Consider the following 18,243-nt stretch of genomic DNA (forward strand, 5'->3'; position numbering starts at 1 on the left):
CCTACCGGTTTCTCTGTCCACCACGAGACAGTTGATCACCTTACACCAACCGCGCCAGTTCCTTAAAGATGCTATCGAGAATGCTCGCGCTGCCCTTGCCGACAGGCAGTTGCAACTCGCGGTTGCCCCGAGCCTCCTTTGCGCAGTAATACGCTTGGTGCTTACTGCTTTTCCAGGCGAAGACGAAAATGTCCGCGTTCGAAGCGAGATGGCGCAGGCGGTCCGTCGCCGCATGATCTGCATTGATTTCCACTGTGGCTTGCGGGAGCAACTTGTGAAGTACCTGTTTGGCGCGCTGTCCAGCCGATTCGGTCAGGGTGTAAATGCCAATCAGGCCAGGAAAGCTGCTGAAATCGTCGCGGGCTCCATCGTCGTGATCCGGCGCCGGCAGTGTATCGAGCAAGTCAAGGCAGTCGTAATCCTTTGCTAGCAGGCGCAAAATCAAGCGTTGCGACTCGGTCGCGCGATGCGCATAGGCGCGAACAAGGTCTAGCACTTGCATGAAATACCGCAGTCGCGCCTCTGGAACTGGCGCGGATTGTAGCGCCAAGATTTCCGCAGTATTCAAGGCCCAATCAACGTACGTGGCCGCCCGATTAGTGGCCAAGATTTCGCTGAGGTCTTCGAGCGCCTCGACATACGGTTCCTTGCTTGGCCCGATGCCAACGAGGGCTTGCAGCAATTCTGACGTCAACGCCAACTCGTCTGGGGACGCCGCGTCACTCCACGCGATCATTTTGATTAGCATGCCATATAGCGGAATAAATCCACGAACTGGATGCGCTGGGCGTGCGACAAAGAATTCGACGAGATAGGGGTAAGCATCGCGGAAAATCTGTTCCGATCTTCCTTGAGAATTTCCGATGAGTTGTGCCAGCGTCTCGCAAGGTGTTGCGTCAACGAGGTAATCCTCAATGCTCCACTGCGTAACGCATTGATCTAGTAGCGCGGTCGGCGATGTTTGGGACATGCCCTCTGCAACTGCACGGGCCCACGATACCCAAGAGGCGCGAGCATCGTTCGGCACTGCCGCAAGCTTTGCGACGCGCAACTTTTCGATCCGGCTACGATCGCGCTCCGTCCAGATGAGGCGGACGGAACCGATAAGTCCCAAGACTTTCGCCGTCAATTCGGGATTTTCGAGTTCGACTGCGCAGCGCAGAAGCGCGCTATACGCCCAAGCATGTGGGAGGACGTCCAAGCACAGGTCGACCGCCACCTGATAGTCTTCGTCCGCCAACGCTTGCTTAGCTCGATCGAGTTTCTGTTCCGAGGATGGTGCCGCGGGAGCAGGCTGCGCCGCTTGTTCCCACCAACGCTGCAACAATTCCCTGTCCCGCGTGCTGGCAGGAGAGGCATTCAGGATTGCCTCGCAGCGCACGGGGTTAGGTTCGTCCTGCGACAACTCGAACAGCAAAAACGCCTTGAGCACATTTGGGTGCCGGATGCCCTTGCGCTCTTTGAAGAGCGGGCCGAACGGCTTCGCGATCGCTCGTCTGAACGCCGAGATTACAGTACGGGGGTCTGGCTCATTTTCTACGCCGACTAAGTATTCTTGGTAGAGCGCATCGACGACATCAATGATGGTCTGCGGAGGCAACGCGAGATCCATCACCGCTTTGATCAAGGGGTAGTTGTGCGCGATCTCGTCTTGCCTTCCTAGACCGGCGAGCAAGCGAATGTCGAGGAATTGGCGTTGCTCGGCATTGACACGACCGGTGGCGCAAAGTCCGTCAACCAGGACTCGCGCTTCCTCTTCATTGCCCGCTAAAAGGGCGCGGTCAAAGTCGGCTCGCAATTTGCCGAACGGTTGCTGCGTCCGATCAGGTATGGCTGGGCGCCGCTGTAGAACCGTCAAATAGAGCGATACGGCACTGACGATTTCCATACGCGCATGGTCCGATATCGCCGCAAACCGAAACAAATTGTGGCCGAATCGCTCATGCAAGGCGTCTTCGAGTTCGTCATCGCCATCGTGGACGAGGGTCTGGCCGCGAAAATCACTGTAACTAGGCCCAACTACGCTGGCGAGTTCTTCGGCTAACGCTGCGGCACTGTTGTCGTCGGAAGCTGCGGCATACCAGGTAAGCGGTCCATGCTCCGAGAAGACGGGTAGTATCAATGGCGTTTGTGTTCCATTGGCCACGAAATAATCGATCCATGGTGCAACTTGATCGATCCAGGCCGCAGGTGCTGTCTCGGTAACTATCGCCCCCCAGTGGAGCGCATTGCGTCCAGCGAAGAAACGCGCGAGCCACGCCGCTTCGCTGGCGGGAATGTGATCCATCAATACGTCTCCATGTATCGGCGGAATTCCAGTCGGGTGCGAGCCAGATCTTCTGGGTCCAGCGAAAACTCCACCCACTCGTCATTGATGACCATGCCGTTATAGGTTAGGTTCATAGACCCCATCAACAGACTGTTCGACAACAAAATCCCTTTCGTATGCAACTGATCATGGATCTTGATGGCAGCACGGTCATGGAGCCGCTGTTGTTCAACTAAATCGCGCAGCTTCGTTACGAAGCCGCGATTGCTTTCGTCGCTGCGTGTGACGATTGAGATCGTACTCCCGCGCGTCATTAGTGCGGTCAAGACATCTGCTAGGCGAATCTCACGTCGCCCCCATTCGGGATTTAGCGCGTCGAAGTTTCCAGACCGATTATCGATTAGTACAACGTTGCTGATCCACGGTGAGACGATCCAGATGTCGCCGCCGGCTCGGAGCATTTCCGCGACAAACATGGTTTGCAGCAGTTCCTGCACGGTCACCGCCCCAGTGGTTTGCGTCTTGAATATGCGTCGATACAGATATGTCATTGCAGTGCCTCGATCAGTTCGATATCCGCTTCTAAGGCATCAGCCGACTGTCGTATTCCTTGCAGGCGGGCATAGGCACGCAGGTATCCAGCATCGATCGGATTGGTCACTAGAGCGTTGAGGGCGTCACCGAGCAGCAGGTGCTGCGTCTCGTTGCAGGCAAGCGTCACGAGTCGGCCGGCCGCGAGATGCGCTGCGGTTTGTTCAAGCCAGTCAGAGGCGGTGACGTCTACGCGAACGCGGTCATCGGCGATTGTTTCTGTGACAAGCAGGCGCTCGATCGTCGGCAATTCGCAAAACGCGTTTCGCAATTGCAGCGCCGTTTGTCTCATTTGCTTCCCTCGTCCCCACAATAGACCATTGATCGCGCTGACGCGCCAAGCGCTGCGGTCGGTGCCAATTGCAGCGCTGAATTCGGACACGAGGTGATCGATCTCATTCGACTGACTCAGGAAATAACTCATGACCCGCACATCGATTTCGACGCCGAGGCGCGTCTCTTCACTGTCCCAGCGTGCAAGAACGGACGCGAGATAGTTATCGGTCTGGGGGCCGGCACCTTGGCGCAGGATACGGTTGCCCATTGAGACAATGAAGCCGTGGAAAGGAGAGAATCCGGCCTCGACCAGCGCGGACCGTAGGCGCCACACAAGTTTCGTCATTTCGGCATGGTCACTTGCGGTCCGAAATTCGCGGATCAATTCAGCCACTTGAGCATCTGGTTCTTGCGTTAGCAAACGCAGCAGGCCGGCCATTTGACGGTCGATCAATTCGAACTCACTTGTGCCCAGATTGGCGCGAACCACCGAAAAGAAACGGCGGGGATCTTCGGCGTAGCGCGCCATGATTTGTTCGATCAATCCGCTGCCGCCTGGTGTTTTTTCGGTAAGCCAGATTTCATGAATGTGAGGGTTGAATCCGTGCCCATGGACCGGGTCAACTGCGCCGCGCGACAGATCGACGTTCAAGTCCTCCGTGTCGATGGTCGGGCACAGATCGGTGACGGTCCGCATGATCGCGGCGGCCATCGTAGTGTGGTATACCCCCTGCAACCAAGGTTCCCAATCTTCCTTAATGGGTTCCCAGAGCATGCGACCTGCGATATGTAAGTGGTCAAGTACATCCGGCCGGCGCAGATAGTCGTCAAGCTCTAGACGAAGCTTGTCGGGTGGTGCATCGTGCCCTTCGCCCTGTTGCGCTTCGACAATCTGCGACTGGAACATTGCGTCCAACACCTGCGTTAGAGTGACGTCAGCCGTACCGGCGGCAAGTGCACGGGCGGCACTTTCGAGGCTCACAACCTTGCCCACAGCTACGTACGTAAGCGCTGAAAGATAAATCTGTGCAACCCATTCTCGGGCAAAAGGGCTGGGTAGCATCGTCAAGATCTTGCCGCGCCATGCTTGGTCGGTAAAGCGCGCTAGGCGTAGGGCTTGCCATTTACGCTCAGTACCGCAGCTCTGCCGGGCATAAAGGTCGGCAGGTATGCGTAGTTGGAACAGCACGCCGTCGGCGGCGAAGTTGGCGCCCAACGCAACAGGTCGCTCCCCCAGAGCAAAGGTAACGTTAGCGCGGGTTTTCTCTTGCTCGACCCCAATCTCGGCGGCCGATCCAGTGGCAAAGCGCCTGACTTCGATCGGTGCATGCCGTGAATGAGTGAAGAATCCGACCTGCGCGATGACATCTGGCCAAATGCCGCCTGCTGGCGGCGACAACCAAGTTGGTTCGACCTTGGGTACAAATTGGCTGTGCCAACGCAGTATCGCGTTCGATGAATCCTTGACGGGTTTCGGCGGAGCCTTGGGCGTGATAGACAGTGGTCGATAAACCGGGATCGCCACGCTGTTGTCACCATCCCGGACGAGGTAGTCGCCAAGATGGACATGCTGACCGATCGCAGAAATATCGAGCAGCGTATCGATTTCTTCGCCAATTGGAACGCTCTCCTCCCATGCCGGTGTGGGCGCCAACCAGTAACGCTCCGACTTGTGACGGACCCCATAGCGGCGGCTGACGCGTCCCGGGGCAAATTCCCGTAGCGCCGCGAAGATTGACATAGCGGGTTGTTCAAACGGCTTTGCCCGATCGGCCTGGGATAAGTTGATCGCTACCTCGGCGAGATTGAGATCGGCAAATAGGGAGGCCGGAATGAAATCAGGCAAGGGATTGTTGGCGATTTGATAGTCCTGGCCGGGTTGATTATCGGCACTCCACGACGTCGCCAAGCGTCGCAAGGCTGTTGGCAACACAGTCGTCATCAGCGGCCTCGGATATTCCCACAGCAGCGCGGACACCTCATCTGACGACAATTTCAGGGCGCGTTCAATATAGTCGGCTAGCCGCGAGGTGCCAGCGTCCGTCTGCAGAATCTGCTGCACTTCGCGTCGCAGGCGCGAGCGCCGCTGAGCATTGCCGGTCGGGCCGGACAAGTCGAGCCAGACACTTCCGGAGGGGGCGTCCTGCAGACGTAATCCGAGGTAGTCGATCGTGGCGTAAACCGCTTGCATGCGCATGAGATAGCGGTTTGCCATAGGCAGGGTCCGAACCGGAAGTTCGGGATCGAACAGGAGGTCATACGACTGATACGCCGTACGATCACGGCCGTAATCGGATAGAACCACGGCAGTCCACGGGCGCATTCCGCGAGTGCGGCCAGCTCGTCCCTTGCGCTGCAGGAAACTTGCCATGCCGCGGGGCGCTTTGTGCTGCACCACAGCACCCACTGCGGGGTCGTCGAAACCGACTTCCAATACCGCAGTGGCAACCACCACGTCGGCCGTTGGATCGACGCCGCGGTCTTGGGAGCTGACACGCTTGACGCTGAGTCGCTGCTTCAAATTGCCGTGGAGTTTTTCGCAAACGCGCCAATCCTGTCCATTGACATAGCGGAAGTGCGATGAACTCTGTCTTCTGAGGTAGGCTAATCCTCCGTCAGGCGCATGACGGGTATCGGGATCACCATAGCTGTTACGGCCCTCGGCGCTCAAGAGATCGAAATAGAGGCGGTTGATCACGTCAAGGTTGTCGGTGAAGACAAAGGTCTTCTGCCCGAAGACGCCTGCACTGATCGACTCGGCAAGGTTGCGTGTTTTGGGGTCCAGACAACGTTGCAAGAGCATGGTTGTCTGAATTGTTGTCGACAGCAATGCAGCGCGTGAGACCGGATCGCCGCGGAGAGCCAACTGGTATTCCGCTCCCTCCGGTTCGATTTCGAGTGATTGTGGGGATACCTCCTCGACCAGGTTGGGCCGGCATCCGGTAAGTGCGGCAAAGAACGTCGTTGCCTCGCGCAGCGTTGCCGATAAGCCGACGAATTGCAATGGCTGCTCAAGCAACCGTTGCCAGCGGCGCATCAGGTATGCCACCTGGGCGCCGTGCCGCCCTTCATAGGTGTGGACCTCGTCCAAGAGCACTAATTCTGGCGAACGTGCTGCTTTAGGACCGACACCAAACAGGTGACACGACGTGCTGTCGGATAGGCGCTGATTCAGCATTTCCGTAGTAGTGAACAGTACGTCGGGCGGCCGCTTCTTGAGCGTCTCGCGGGTGAGCGGAAACATCTCTCCGTCTATCTCGAACGAACAGTTCGCGCAGGTGAGTCGTTCGCGTCCGGCGCGCAGGTCTTGATCACGCCACCGAAGTTGACCCTCGCATTTCAAGCAATTGAGCGCGGTACAAACTCGATCGTTGCCAATGCTCGGCCAATCGCATTTCTGGGCCGAGTGCGGCGTGTCACCAAAGTAGGCTCCGACGCGGATCGTAGTTTGCGATCCACTCGGAAGGTCCTGCCGCAGGGCAAGCGCCCGCCGCAATACTTCCCGCAATTGGTCCTTGAGCAATTCCACGCGCGGATACAGCGCGATAGCTTTGACCCATGGCTTGTGGACGCTTTCAGCAAGCAAATGACGGGTGATCGAAGCGAGTGCTGGAAGATAGAATGCGAGCGTTTTGCCGCTGCCGGTCCCTGCGCAAACGATCGTCGCCAACGGGACATTGTTTTCGATCCCCCGGACGATGCGTTCGGCTGCGCGGACCTGGAATCCCGCTAGTTCTAAGGCGTGGCCGCCGGGCGTTAGCAAGGCACGAGTAGCCTGCAATAGCGAGGTACTCGACGTCACGTTGCGGAGGACGGCAAGAGCATCCGCGACCGAACGATTCCGCTTAGGATATCTGCGCTGCCGACGCAAAAAGCGAAAATCGGCGACCAGCGTCGGCGCCCGCTGCCAACCCGCGTCACCGGCATATTTGGGAAATAATTGGCGTAACCGCGAAAGCAGCCTTACAGTCTCGGCCATCCGGGAGCGGTAAGCGGTCGCGCCATTTTCTAGTTCAACCGGGGCGATCCACTGCAGCGCGAGCAATTCATCGACAACCTTGTTGGCGCTGAGAAAATCATCAAAACCATCGTCCAACGCGTCATCGATCTGGGCGTCGATCAGGTCGATTAACTCTGCAGCGCTAAAATAGCCGTCGACGATACCCCAGGCAAGTAGGCGTGCTTCGCGCTGCTCAATTTCATCAAGTATGTTAAGCAGAAAGGTCTCTCGCGCTTTAGTCACGGTAGCTCCATCACGATTTGGCGCGAACGACATAGCTATCGAGCAGGCCACGTTCTTGCAGCCAGGCAATGACATCTGTGGTCACCGACCGCAAACTGGCCCCTGTGCTCGTGGCCGTAGCATCAAAAAAAAGCTTAACAGGCTCAGGCATCTCGTTGGTTTCCACAAACGCGATTTGCGCTAATTCACCGGAACTATAAAGGACATCGCGCAAGGCATCAGGCGTTGGTGGGATTGACTGTCGATAGCGATTAAACCGTGCATAAAATTCTGTATAGCGACCAATCGCCTCCTTGTTGCCAGGAAGTTGCAAAACCAATGTTGAGCGGCGCTGTTCTGGTGAAAGCCCAGCAAACAAGCGAGAGCCAAAATATTGCTTCCAATCCTGACGCTGAATAACGTCGAAAGTTGTCAGCAGATCGTTGAGTTTATCAACCAAATTAGTCCAGCGTTTTCCTTGTTTCAGGGTCGATGATTTTGGTGCCTCAGTGAAGCGTGTTTTGAGTTTGACGATGGCATCGGCGATCACGCGAATATCGGACGGCACCGTCATCGGCACGCCTTCATTTCGCAGCATGACAGCGCGGTCGATGAGTTCGCGCAGTCGAGTTTCCTTTGTGCGCAATTCTTGACCAAGGTTCGCAAGGATCTCCGCTTCTTCGACGCTGTTGCGTGCTGCATCGAGTTGCAAAAGGCGCGCCGTGACATGTTGAGCATCGGCTAAAAGCATGTCTGATCCCCTTGTGTTTCCAGCGATGCTAGATCCGCGGTCAGCATGTCGAATGTGGCGTCGATCTCCTGCGCTTGCGTTACAGGATCAATGTCCCGTGATTGCGATTCCAAAAGTTGCACGTGCTTTTGCGCACTGACTGTGACCCGTCGCGCCTCTCGCACGAAGCGTTGTGCAAGGACAATGGGATTAATATCCAACTGCGCCAAGCGGGAAATTTGCCGGGTTTGATCTTGATCGCCTGCGGTCATCGACGCCTGCAATGTCGAGAGAGACTCCTTCAAAGCGGTCGAGCGAAAATCTTCACATAGCCTCTTAAATGCCGCCAGCGTGCCAAATTCTTCATTACGCCACGCCCCGATGTCAGAGATCTTTTCGGCCATTTCTTTGATAGCGTCGGCTACTTTTTGTTTGTCAAATTCGTCGCCGAGTTCTTCCTTCAAAGTTGAAGCGATACGGAGCGTTTCCTCCAGAGCCTTCTTCGAGCGGGCGAACGTACGATCGTCTTTAGAAATTTCCCTTACAGTTGTCCTTATTTCCTGCGGGAATAGGTCATCTTTTAGAACGTAGTTCACGTCAGGCAGACATTCAAGCAATCGAGCAATATCGACTCCGTAAACGGTGTCTCCCGCACCTTGGAAACAACCGCAATACGACAACACAAGCTGTATCAACTTTGATCGGATAGAAAGTGCATTTTCCTGAAAGATGCGCCAATCCTTGACCGCGGTTGGCGCGAATTCGGCAGGCTTTTCTTTCAGTCTTGCAGTGCCGAATAAAAACGGCGGCAAACTCATCGCCGTGCGGCCGCGCTCGTTTAACCCAGCTAGACGGCTATTGGCGACTAAGGCATATGTAGCAGCAGTGAGGCGATCTTCGATATCCGCCCGAATCAGGCCTCGTGCGGCGGGCAGCAGGCGCGTGACGAGATTGGCTACTCGAGCTAGATCCTCATCTGCTTCTGGATAGTCAGGATTTCGTTTGTTAATCTCATGTAGTCTTAATAGCGCAAACAATTCTCCGCGCAGACGTCCGGTAGGATCGCCGTTGTCTTGGGCTATTTGCAGCGCCTGCTCTGCAATATTTCCTTCTCCCTGTGAATTGGGAATTGAAATGCGATTCGGCGTAAATTGTGATTTTAAGCAGCGTTCGGCATTCCAGTCGACGCGTTCGTTTATCAGGCCAGAGAGAGAATTGCGAATTTTGCTGGCGACACTTTGGGGCATGCGCTCGTTTTTTTGTATCCAACTTTCCAGAATTTCTTGGTACTTCCGTTCTTCCGGCGAGGGGCCTGACGGATCTTTGGATTCGATCGTTACTGTCTGCGCAGCAGGCGAGTCGGTGGTGCTGATTGGCGTCTCTTGAATCAAGTCGACATCAGGTAAAGGCAAATTGAATGCTTTAAATACCCCAGTGGGAATTCGTCCAATTTCCGTCCGAGTTTGGGGGCGATTTCCCCATACACTGATTACCGCAGCATAGCGACGTTTCTGGTCAGCAGGAAAGGGTTTTGCCGTTAGCCATTGCAACACATCAGAGTTGTTTGTGGGCACGTCGAGCCCCGGTGGAGGAAACCGATTTTCGGCAAACGCATCCCGACCGGCCAGCAGGAGGTTTCGCAGGATATGGTCGATAATAAACCTCGGCGTGAACACCAAGGCGTCCCCTTGTCGAAGGGTTACTTCCGCCAGACATGCGATTGCGGATTGCGTAAAGGGAAACAATGGGATGTCGTCGATACTCCCGAAGGCAGTAAGCTCGTCAATTTCTGTGTCGCCGGAATCATGATAGGGAGAAATCCATGAATCCTTTCTCGCCCACAAATGGTTGCGCTGCTCGTAGCGGCGCTTTAGTTCTGTTTCTCCCCAGCGCGCCGCGTTGAGGTACGACGCGACCAGACGACTGGTACGTTGCAGAACCTCTTCATTGTTGCTGAGGTGGCTCTCGACAACCCATTCGCGCTTTGCGCGCGTCGCAATAGTGTCTTTACCTGTTAGATATCCGTCGGTAACGGCGATCACCGAGCGCATTGTTGCGAACTCGCTGACTCCGTCTCGCACTCCCTCCTGAATCAGCACATTTAGCAGAGTTTCTTGAATGCCGGTCAATGCCTTAAAATCTTCGACGAGGATGATGAGTTCACGGCCGTCTTTAAGCAAAAGTCGTCGAATGTCGAGAATGACGTCCTGTAGAGTCATTCCTCCCATGGCCTCGTGCAACTTAAACAACTCTCGCGTAGCTTGGTCGACAACGCGGCCATTCATCAAATCAGCCGCTACGCGTCTGCCGTAACCATCACGAGGTTCAAGTTGTAGACGATAATATTGCCTCGCTGCCAGCGATGCGTGCTTCTCAAGGTCGATGAAGTCCGGCAATACGAAATCGTCCGACGTGAAGTCTTCCCCTTCACCTTGCGTATTTCCCGATTGTCCTGCCATGGCGCGTTGCACGACTTTCGTCAATACTTGCTCGCGGAAATGCGTAACAACTGCGGCATCGCGCAGGAAGGTGGGAAGTTGACGCACATGTGCCAGTCGCTCGCGGAGGACAGGATTGGCGGGGTCATCTCGCAACTGTGTTGTCAATGATCGAGCGAGATCTTTCAACGCAATTTCGAGTTTCGCCTCAAACGTGATGACCGCATCTTGAACGTTTATCTCGGCAAGCGCCTTTTCGAAGTCTTGCTTCACGAGTTCGTAGCGTTCCCCTGACAATGGCTCGAGGATTAGTTCGACGACTCTGCGCAAACTTGCGCTCTTCGGAATTCGGATCACACGATAACGGTCTGCATGGGGTTGCAGCCGAGCTGCCAAGACGCGAACCAGATGTGATTTCCCTACCCCTGATGCCCCGGTAATCGGAACGATATGTGCACCCGTCGGCACATTGGCGGTCGTGAGGTAGTCGTAAAGTTCATCCTCGGTTGTCTGGACTTTGGCAGTTTGTACGCCTGGATCGCTCGACAATTGACGATACGTCAGCGGCGATGGCTGGTGCACCGCTAAGAGCACCGCTTCGTGTACTCCCTCTGCTTCCGGTTTGATACAACGGTTGATTTCGTCTGCGGTAGGCCAGAGATTTAGCAAACTCAATTTGCATCTCCCAGCAAGCGAACATGTGTAAAGCGACCCCAAGTCCGATAGGCCCGCCCCGTCAGAGACAGCGTAGAGCCAGCATCGGCTCTTCTTTCTAAGGCTATTGTTCCGTCTAACTCTAGGCGACGCAGTGCTAACGATAGCGACATTGATAAATGATCGGACGGAACGCGGCGCCAGATGCTTGGCTTCAAGGTCTCTTCGACTTGGCGCCTGTACTCCCCCCTGTCGACGACAGGTATGCGTTCTGCCAGCGCGTCTACAAAGGTGTTCGCCAACGTGGTCGTTTCCTTCGTAAGGACGTGCTCCAACTCAGCACGAACTGCTTCTGTGGGATCTACGAAGAAGTTATTGTCCCCGCCCGTTGCAAAACCAAGATAACGAGCCCAGGCTCGGAAACCCGGCAGGCGATTGCTAAAGTTCATGATGATGAAATATGGGCTAAGGACTTGCGCGCGCTCAACCTGTTCGAGATTGATATTTGGCAATGAGTAGATGTCTTGCGCCAAGGCCCACGAGAGGGCCCGTGTGAAGTCCGCAACGCGTCCCGCGCCTTCTTCCGTTTTCGCAAGGTTTGGCTCCCAGAGCGGCAAACAGTGTTCCGGTCGGAGCATGAGGCGGCGGCATATAGCGGGTAAGCGCTCGGTCCATTCATCGATCGTCTCCCCTCGCTGGCGCTCTGTAGTGATCCGCACGACCCCGTGTTCATTCGAGAAAAGTCCTATTTCTGTCCAACGTCCCAGCGAGGCACGGAGGCGGTTCAACTCTGGTTCCTTTCCAGAATCGTCCGCAGGAGGGGCGCAAACTGATATCAGGTCGTCCTTGGTCAGTGGGCCTTGCTTGGAGAGCGCACGTGCTAGAACGATCATGTGCGCATGTAAGCCGTCACTGGCGAGGTTCGTAATGCTCATTGGCGGATAGTCTCCAATAACTGTTGAAGATTCATGGCATGCGAAGTCATATCGGCCAGCCGACGAAGAGGGTCGTCGGGGTCTGGATAACTGCGCGGCAGCAGAATTAGATGGTGGGGTCGTTGGAGCACTTGAATGCGTTCGAAAACGTCTGGCGCTACTTCGTCCCACAACACAGTAACGCGTGCCAATGGCGAATACGGTTCGTTATCGAGTTCATCGAGACCGCGATGAAGCACCACACCGGAAGGAGAACGACGGTAGAGAAGTTGCCAGTCGCGTTCCTCGCACAGGCTGGATGGAACATCAACTGCGACTTCTTGCACACCACATTCTTGTACCAACCAACCGACAGCCATGATGATCGACTGAATTAGCAATGGAGCGTTAGCATCGTAAAAGATGTAGACAAAGGCAGGATCGATCCAAGTAAAGCGCTGCTTCCAAGCTGTAAAGTCGCTTTCGCAAACGCGCGCAATTGGAATCGGTACCGGCATCCGATAGTCCCGCGCCGCGCAGCTGATAAAGCGATCTTGTTTGCATCCCCCACAGACGTGCGTGACGCTGACCGGCCATTGCGAAGAGCGGATTCGGTATAACTCCGAGAGGATGTCGCCTACCTCTTCGTTGCCCTGTAGCAAACGTCGCATAAGCCCGAGGTTCTTCTGGGCCGCTGCTATTGTCTTCTCACGAGTGCGGACGACGCGCGTCTCCCAGACTTCTGGTAACTGATGGCCGTCATGAAGAATGCGGACGCGTATCTTCGCTTTGATGGCGAGCAGAGATGTACTGAGGTCGTCCCGATCGAGGTCTACTTCGTCGCTCGGTTCTAGATCGAGGGAAATCATTCCTGCACGCGCCATCAGAATAAGCGTGCGCATGTTCCAGTTGACGTTGTACTCGCTGCTGCCGGGTAATCCGCCTCGGACAGCGTCGATGTCTACCAGATATAAGCCTTCTTCAGCGGTCGATTTGCGACTTTGGTACATCGCTCTCCAGCGACTGTAGCCCATTTCTTCGGTGACCAATTTGGGTTGGGACAACCTCTTTGGCATTTCCCAGTCGGTATCATCCCACGCTACCAGACTCACTGAGGGGCGGCCGTCACGGCCGCCCCGACCCACTTCTTGATAGAAGCGGTCGAGCGTTTCAGGGATCGCGGCATGGATGATGGTCCGCACGTCGGCTTTGTCGATGCCAACCCCAAAGGCAGACGTGGCGATGATGCCGTCAAGCCGATCGGCTGCCCACTCGTCTATGATCTCCCGTCGCTTCTGGCCCAGTGTGGTGCCGTCGAAGCACGCGATACGGTGCAAACCGCCCTGAGAGCGCAATACAGAATTCCAAACGCGCACATCTTCGCGCTTGGTAACGTACAAAATAAATGGCCGAGGAGCATGCCGTAAGGCTTCGAGCACGCGCGCATGCTTGTCGGCCGGCGAAGCGGCGCGGTACGTCCAGTATTGAGGCTCAGGCCGTAGATTTACTGCGGCCACCATTTGCACCCGCTCCGCGGGTCCGAAGAGATGGGCTAAGGTTTCGACCGTTTCTTCAGTGAACGTGGCGCTCATTAGGAGCGTCCGAAAACTGTACGGTGCTTGCGAAAGCAAGTTGTTCCTCAAACCGGCCAGCGCTTGGAAAGTCGGCCGGAACTCGTCACCCCATTGCGACACCAGATGCGCTTCGTCAACGACGAGGTAACGTAGCATCCCAGCGTGGGCCGCGTCGGTAACAGCGCTCAGCAGCGACGTATTTAGTGCTTCGGGTGAGGTGAAGAGGATGCGCTGAGTACCATCGCGAATACGACGGCGTATTTCAACTCGCCCCTCTTTGGACAAGTCACCGTGCCAAGACAACGGCCAAGCAACGTGAGTCGGATCGGTTTGCCGAAAATACTTCAGCATGGCGCGCTCTTGGTCGATCGCCAATGCTACTGTGGGAACCACGAACACAGTTAGGTGGCCGGCTTCCTTGTGTACAAGCGCTCCAGCCTGTCCTACAAGACTCTTGCCCGACCCAGTTGGTAAATTTACGAACAGGGTGTCGCCCGGAGGAATTATGAAAGACGCGCGAACCGCCTCGCGCTGCCCAGGGGATGAGTAGTGGCTAAATCCTGTCGCGTCGACGATGAAGGGATCAGCCGGGCAAAGTCCCGGAGTGCGGACAAGGACATCGGAAAATGCACCGTGAAACGCACCGTCGTCCGTGCTATCAAACCAATCTGGCGACCAAGATTGCGCAGTGAGTAAATAGGATTTGCCATCGGTCGCTGCCAATGCGTGCATTCCATGATTCGCCCATGCGCCGGCAGATGGCCAGGATGGATTGGCGGGCACCCGCAATTTAAATTGATAACCCTGTAAAGCGCTTTCGCGCAACAAGCATTGTCGTACCAGCGGCATCAGGTCACCGTGCCACTGTCGATTCGCGGTGGAGGACTGCGCATCGCGCAGAATCTGACAAACTCTATTGAAGATCGGAGTACCGACGTCATGTATCGGAACGTCAGTCGCAGGCCATGCGTTAAATAGCGACTGCAAATCCGCGAAGATGAAACTCATGGAAGACTCGCGATCAAATGTTCGATCACTGAGACCGGTTCGTTGCTCACAAACACTACGCCGGCGACATCGACTTTGATCGTCGGTGCGCGAATTCCGTCGTGCAATGCCGCGTTGATCATCTTCTCCAAACTCAATCGCGCCTGTTCAGCGGCCGCCTCCGCTCCCGTAAGTGACTGTACGCGGGTGGCTAATTGCGCGTATCGACCTTCGTCCTCAATAACTGCCTGTTCAATTGCCCCAAGTTGACGTGCCGTAAGCGTTTCACGTTGCTTCACGAGATCATAGGCACGACCTCGCAAGCGCAGGCAGCGTTGCGACCAATTGGCAAGCAGGTCGGGCGCCCCCTTTCTCAGAGCACGAAAGTGATCAAACTCAAGATTTTTGTCGACATAGCCCTTGCCTCCCTCCTTCGCATAGGGCGGCGCGAGGTATGTCGCGATGTAGTCTTCTGGCAATTCATCGCCATCCTCGTTGAGCCAGATATGCATTACCATTGGTTTAAATAGGGCATCGCCACGGCGTAGCAGCATCGCGTGATCACTTCTCGCCCCGTGTCCCTGATTTGCCAGCAAGGCAGTCGCCTCGTCCAAACGCGCTTCGATCAAAAAGTCGAACCGAAAGCACATTTCCCACTGTAGCGGTGGGAACCCCTCGTGAACCTGGCGCCACATGGCAAAGCTGCGTCCACGATCATCAATTTCGGAAAATGCTTTGACAGCTTCAACGAAGGCGTCGCCGTATCGGAGTAGTTGCGCGCCGCGTTTCACGGCGGTGGCCCGATGCGCGTTGTGCGGATAGGAAAGTGGATGCGAGGACGAACTGCCGAAAGAATCGTAGTCGATCGCGCCCAAAAAATCCGCAAGAAAGCCTGACATTGGAATCAGTGTTGCCCGTCCGTTTTGTTCCGGCGGGCAATATTGAAAGCGGATGGGTACATCAATGCCGTGCTCTGTGGCTGCCTCTGGTACCGGCACGAAAAGCAGGGTATCTGACATCCAGTAAAGCATCGACTGCTTAATTGTTCTCCAATTGTCGTCTATGTCGAGCAAGGCCTCGATATCACTTTCGGAGAGCGGCGCCAATTCATCAAGCGCATCTTGCTGATCGATTAACTTCAATTCAGTGGTGACCAAGCCTTTGGGGCCCTGCAGGCGTGCTAGAAGTTCGGCCATCGCCTCGATTCCACGGAGAAAGAGATTCTCCCGCAACCGACTATCCTCTGCGTCAACGATGTATTGTAGGCTAGATATTGACTGACCGAAGACGTTCCAACCTCGGTCGAGCACATCAAGCCAAGATCGTTGTACGTTGGAATTGGCATCGACTAAAACGTACGACTGCACAGGCATACCAGAACCATATCGGTCCGCTCGCCCAAGTCGTTGTTCGATGCGATTTGGTTGGATCGGCAAGTCAAAATGAACAATGACCTTATTTCCGCCCTGCAGATTGATGCCTTCCTCTGCTTCACGGTCGCAGACGATCACCTTGACGCTGCTGACGGAATTGAAAAGAGTCCAATCGGGTTCCCTATCTCGGTCATCCTCATGCAGTGTCTGATGGCGTACCGCTGAGATATGGTCTCTTCGTAATTGGCGAAAGACGGCGTCGGCCGTCTGGGACGTCGAGCAAAAGACAATGGACTTAGTATTGGATGAAAGTTGCTGTAAGTGATTTGAGAGGGCAGAAATGCGGCGATTTAGCCAGTCGTCATCGTCACAATTGTTCAACAAATCAACGAGATAGTTATCCTCACCCTCAAAGGTCCCTGTGACCGCACTGGGAAGGGTGCGGAGAGCAAGTAGTCGTTCGTTGCATAACTGCGTAAGTGCAGGCAAGCTTTCGAGCAAGGCGGTCACGCATTCCCAATAAAAGAGGGTTAAACGCGCTAGGGCATCAGATTCGACTAGTGAAGCTGTTGCGGCAATTCGCCAAGACTCAAGGATTGCTTCGAGGGGGCGCACTGCTGTGTCGTTCACCGACCAAGGTTGCACGCCCTTGCGCAGTGGCGTGAGTCCACTGATGCGCCGTCGTCGATTGCGCAAGATTCGGCGGTTTAACCGATAGGTTTCCGAGATGTGTGAACGGACCTGCAGAATCGCATCAGCTAATACGGGATCTTCCTCATCAGGAATGCCGATTAAAAGCTCCTTCAGCCTAAGCGTCAAATCCCTTAGGCGTACGTCGTTAGAAAGTTTGGCAAGGAGATCGTCTAGTACTCCGTCAAGGAACAACGCCTGGGACGGTTCGAGCATGGCAACGATTTCTGCGAGCGCCTGGCGGTTCGCGATCTTGTTACGAAACGATTCGTAGTCGTCCAAAGGATAGACCGCAGGCTCCAGCAAGTGCAACATTCGCAGGAATCCATCTTCATTGCGCAAAATGGGAGTGGCTGACATCAACAACAATTGTGACACTTGTCGTGCGGTACGACGGACCAATTCATATACCTGCAGCAGCTGCTCGCTGGCCGCGGGATCGGCGATACGGTGGACTTCATCTATCACCAACATTGTTGCCCCTTCCACTGCATCTACTAACTCACTGTAATCATCGTGGGGCACAACGAAGACGGATATATCTAGAAAATCTCGCAAGCCGAAACGGTGCATCAATTCTTGCCGCCATTGCGACAGCAGTGTCCGCGGCACAACGATCGCAATACGGTGACCGACTGGATCGTCGAGGACAGCTTGGCGAATTACAACCCCAGCCTCGATCGTCTTGCCTAATCCAACTTCGTCAGCCAGCAAATATCGCCGAGAAGGGTCAGTCAATATACGTCGAACTACGTCAACTTGATGCGCCTCGAGTTCAATGGCTGAGGAAAGCAGGGCTGACATGCCTTGCGCACCACCACGTTGGGTTATGTAGGTCTCTTGAAATCGGGCACGTGCTTCAGCATATTGCGGCGTTTCAGTAATTTGCTGTGCAAGAAATAGTACGGGGTCTTCAATGGGCTTTTTCCAGCGGACGAATACATGGTCGTAGGGCACGTACGCGTCATTTTTGTGCGAAAAGCGGATAAAAATTCCCTCGCCATCGTCTTCGAGGACGCGCCCAACACGCCAGCGGTCAGCGGCGCCAGAGACATATACGCGCGTGTTTTTCCCTAATACCTTGGGGACTATCTGACGCGCCTCGACTTCGCGCACGATCCGACCGGCATCGGTTGGTAAATCGAAGTATTCGACCATTCGCTTCGCACCACTTCCGCCGATTATCTTGGCAATCCCGTCGGTTTCGAAGCCCTTTACAACGCAATATCCCGACATTATTTTTATCTACCCCAAAGAGGCGTGATACCCTTTCGTAAAAAGCGGTCATCCACGGGATACGTCGCCCCTGTTCGAGAAACTGCTGGTATCCCGGTCGATGGCCCCGGAAAATTTTCGATGAAGTCCTCGAAGAGGCCCTCATGCGTCATTTTCCATCCCCGTAACATAAATCATCGCACAAAACTGCTCGATTGATGGATTGAGAGTTCGGTGCTTGGGCCTTGCTGCAGGGAGCGCTCATGGGCGCTCGAGACGTTGGATCGCAGTTGGCCCGTGTCCCGGGGGC

Annotated in this window: 8 protein-coding genes; all 8 read right to left on the reverse strand. The window is 55.2% G+C overall.

The window, feature by feature from the left end; all coding sequences use genetic code 11:
- Nucleotides 1-40 precede the first annotated feature (40 nt).
- The 8 genes from dpdD to dpdE are packed head-to-tail and all read right to left on the reverse strand — an operon-like array spanning nt 41 to nt 17,876.
- Entirely contained in the window at nt 41-2,287 is a 2,247-nt protein-coding gene (gene dpdD / locus LDZ27_RS14455; RefSeq protein WP_244814741.1) for a protein DpdD, read from the reverse strand.
- Entirely contained in the window at nt 2,287-2,820 is a 534-nt protein-coding gene (gene dpdK, locus LDZ27_RS14460; protein WP_244814742.1) for a phospholipase D-like domain-containing protein DpdK, read from the reverse strand. Before dpdK ends, dpdD begins: the two co-directional genes overlap by 1 nt.
- The gene (gene dpdJ, locus LDZ27_RS14465; RefSeq protein WP_244814743.1) at nt 2,817-7,379 is read right to left on the reverse strand and encodes a protein DpdJ; all 4,563 of its coding nucleotides are present in this window, start codon (nt 7,377-7,379) and stop codon (nt 2,817-2,819) included. The genes dpdK and dpdJ overlap by 4 nt, the downstream gene beginning before the upstream one ends.
- A 10-nt stretch (nt 7,380-7,389) precedes the next feature.
- On the reverse strand, nt 7,390-8,109 hold the full coding sequence (locus tag LDZ27_RS14470; RefSeq protein ID WP_244814744.1) for a hypothetical protein: 720 nt from the start codon (nt 8,107-8,109) through the stop codon (nt 7,390-7,392).
- Entirely contained in the window at nt 8,100-11,201 is a 3,102-nt protein-coding gene (gene dpdH, locus LDZ27_RS14475; RefSeq protein WP_244814745.1) for a protein DpdH, read from the reverse strand. The genes LDZ27_RS14470 and dpdH overlap by 10 nt, the downstream gene beginning before the upstream one ends.
- Nucleotides 11,198-12,115, reverse strand: coding sequence for a protein DpdG (dpdG, locus tag LDZ27_RS14480; RefSeq protein WP_244814746.1), 918 nt, complete (start codon nt 12,113-12,115; stop codon nt 11,198-11,200). The genes dpdH and dpdG overlap by 4 nt, the downstream gene beginning before the upstream one ends.
- A complete protein-coding gene (gene dpdF, locus LDZ27_RS14485) occupies nt 12,112-14,676 on the reverse strand; it encodes a protein DpdF (protein ID WP_244814747.1) in 2,565 nt (854 codons plus the stop codon). Before dpdF ends, dpdG begins: the two co-directional genes overlap by 4 nt.
- Nucleotides 14,673-17,876 (reverse strand): protein DpdE, encoded by a 3,204-nt coding sequence (dpdE, locus tag LDZ27_RS14490; RefSeq protein WP_244814748.1) that lies wholly within the window; start codon nt 17,874-17,876, stop codon nt 14,673-14,675. The genes dpdF and dpdE overlap by 4 nt, the downstream gene beginning before the upstream one ends.
- Between the last annotated feature and the right edge of the window lie 367 nt (nt 17,877-18,243).

Source organism: Caballeronia sp. Lep1P3, from assembly GCF_022879595.1.
Taxonomy (GTDB): Bacteria; Pseudomonadota; Gammaproteobacteria; order Burkholderiales; family Burkholderiaceae; genus Caballeronia.

Excerpts from the sequence above, each read along its gene's own strand:
- dpdD (WP_244814741.1), bottom strand. The coding sequence starts at position 2,287 with ATGGATCACATTCCCGCCAGCGAAGCGGCGTGGCTCGCGCGTTTCTTC.
- dpdK (WP_244814742.1), bottom strand. The coding sequence starts at position 2,820 with ATGACATATCTGTATCGACGCATATTCAAGACGCAAACCACTGGGGCG.
- LDZ27_RS14470 (WP_244814744.1), bottom strand. The coding sequence starts at position 8,109 with ATGCTTTTAGCCGATGCTCAACATGTCACGGCGCGCCTTTTGCAACTC.
- dpdG (WP_244814746.1), bottom strand. The coding sequence starts at position 12,115 with ATGAGCATTACGAACCTCGCCAGTGACGGCTTACATGCGCACATGATC.
- dpdF (WP_244814747.1), bottom strand. The coding sequence starts at position 14,676 with ATGAGTTTCATCTTCGCGGATTTGCAGTCGCTATTTAACGCATGGCCT.
- dpdE (WP_244814748.1), bottom strand. The coding sequence starts at position 17,876 with ATGGTCGAATACTTCGATTTACCAACCGATGCCGGTCGGATCGTGCGC.